Below are 2,184 nucleotides of genomic sequence, written 5' to 3'. Positions count from 1 at the left end.
TTCCCAGACCACGTCGTCGACGGCAATGTCCCACATCTGCGCAGCGCGCTCGCGCAGGATTTTGATCGCATTGCGGGCGGCCGAGATCGTCGCCATGGAGGACGAGAAGGTGCCGCGGCTGCCGTCCGTCATGTCGTTGTAGCCGAGGCTGGACGTGTCGGCGACGATCGCCTTGACCTGGCTATAGTCGATGCCGAGCTCCTCCGCCGCCACCAGCGACAGCGACGCGCGCGAACCACCGACATCGACCGTGCCGACGGCAAGCGAGACCGAGCCGTCCATGCCGATGTTGAGGTCGGTGCAGGTCTGGCCGCCGAAATTGAACCAGAAGCCGCAAGCCATGCCACGGCCCTGGTTCTTGCCCAGCGGCGCCTTCATGTGCGGATGGCTCTTCACCGCCTCCAGCGTCGGGCCGATGCCGATCGGTCCGTAGACCGGGCCGTAGGAGGACCGTGTGCCTTCCTGCGCGGCGTTCCTGATGCGGAAGTCGACCGGATCCATGCCGATCTTCTTGGCCAGCTCGTCGACAGCACTTTCCACCGCGAAGGCCGCCATCGGCGCTGAGGGCGCGCGATAGGCTGCGGTCTTCGGCCGGTTGACCAGCACTTCGTAGCCGACCGTCTTGACGTTATCGAGCTTGTAGCAGGCGAATGCCGTCATGGCGCCGATCTCGGCCCAGGAGCCGGCATACGGGCCGCAGCTGTAGCGAAGCGTCGCTTCGGCGGCGGTGATCGTGCCGTCCTTGCGGGCGCCGATCTTGACGTCGATCGAGGTGGCGCTGGTCGGGCCCGAGGCGCGGAACACCTCGTCGCGGGTCATCACGAGCTTCACCGGCCGTCCGGCCTTGCGCGACAGCGCCAGCGCCACCGGCTCGGCCCAGACATGGGTCTTGCCGCCGAAACCGCCGCCGATCTCCGAGGAGGTGACGCGCAGTTTCGAGGCTTCCATGCCAAGCAACTGGGCGCAGTGCTGGCGGTAGACGAAATGGCCCTGCGTGCACACCCAGAGATCAGCGGTGCCGTCGGAGCTGAAATTCGCCACGCAGGCATGCGGCTCGATATAGCCCTGGTGCGTCTGCTCGGTCTTGAAGGAACGCTCGACGATAAAGTCGGCCTGCCCGAAACCCTGATGGACATCGCCATGGCCAAACTGGCTGCGCTTGGTGACGTTGGAGGGTTTTACCGGTTTTTCCTCGAGGCCCTCGGTGAAGATGGCATCATTGATCAAGGGCGCCGTGTGCTTCGCCGCCTCGTCGACATCGGTGACATGCGGCAAAAGCTCGTATTCAATCTCGATGAGCTTCAGCGCCTGCCTGGCGGTGCGGGCATCGATCGCGGCGACCGCGGCCACCGCGTGGCCGTCATAGAGCGCTTTCGTGCGCGCCATGCAATTGTCGAGGACGTCGTACATGGCGGCATCGCCATCGGTGAGGTCGGGCAGGTCGGCCGCGGTGATCACCGCCTTGACGCCGGCGAGCTTTTCCGCCTTGGACGTGTCGATTTTCACGATCCTGGCGTGAGCATGCGGGCTTCTGAGAACACGCCCGACCAATTGGCCGGCCATGTTGAAGTCGGCGCCGTAGCGGGCGCGGCCCGTCACCTTGTCGATGCCGTCGGGACGGATCGGACGCGTGCCGACGGAGGCGAATTTACGTCCGGAAAAACGTGGATCGAAATTCATCTCAGGCTCCCTTCATCACGATGGCCGCGTCCTGGACGGCGCGCACGATCTTGTCGTAGCCGGTGCAGCGGCAGAGGTTCCCGGCGAGGCCGAAGCGGATTTCCTCCTCGGTCGGGTCGGGGTTCTTGGCCAGGAGGTCCTTGGCCGCGATCAGGAAGCCCGGCGTGCAGATGCCGCATTGCAGCGCCGCATGCTCGAGGAACTTCTGCTGCAGCGGGTGCAGCGTATCGCCATGGGCCATGCCCTCGATGGTCTCGACGCGCCGGCCTTCAGCCTCGGCGCCGAGCACCAGGCATGAGCAAACCAGCCGATCGTCGAGGATGATCGAGCAGGCGCCGCAGTCGCCGGTGCCGCAGCCTTCCTTGGCGCCCGTCAGCCCCAGCCGATCGCGCAGGACATCGAGCAGCGTCTCGTCCGGCTGGCAAAGATACTCGACAGCGTCGCCGTTGATTGTCGTTGAAACTGCTATACCAGCCATCATTTGCCTCCTGCACGTGTATAGGC

2 protein-coding genes are annotated in these 2,184 nt (G+C 65.1%); both read right to left on the bottom strand.

All coding sequences use genetic code 11. From position 1 onward, the window contains the following. Positions 1-1,680, bottom strand: a 1,680-nt coding sequence (locus tag EN893_RS30165; RefSeq protein ID WP_164901244.1) for a xanthine dehydrogenase family protein molybdopterin-binding subunit, incomplete at its 3' end; no start/stop codon positions are given. Between the two features lies 1 nt (position 1,681). Beyond that, the gene (locus EN893_RS30160; RefSeq protein ID WP_013530647.1) at positions 1,682-2,158 is read right to left on the bottom strand and encodes a (2Fe-2S)-binding protein; all 477 of its coding nucleotides are present in this window, start codon (positions 2,156-2,158) and stop codon (positions 1,682-1,684) included. Between the last annotated feature and the right edge of the window lie 26 nt (positions 2,159-2,184).

The organism is Mesorhizobium sp. M7A.F.Ca.CA.004.04.2.1 (assembly GCF_004022825.1).
Classification (GTDB): Bacteria; Pseudomonadota; Alphaproteobacteria; order Rhizobiales; family Rhizobiaceae; genus Mesorhizobium.
Note: the sequence above shows the minus strand (reverse complement) of the source record. Positions and strands in the feature narration are given on the sequence as shown.

Bases quoted from the DNA above. Each gene is read 5' to 3' on its own strand.
- EN893_RS30160 (WP_013530647.1), bottom strand. From the start codon at position 2,158: ATGGCTGGTATAGCAGTTTCAACGACAATCAACGGCGACGCTGTCGAG.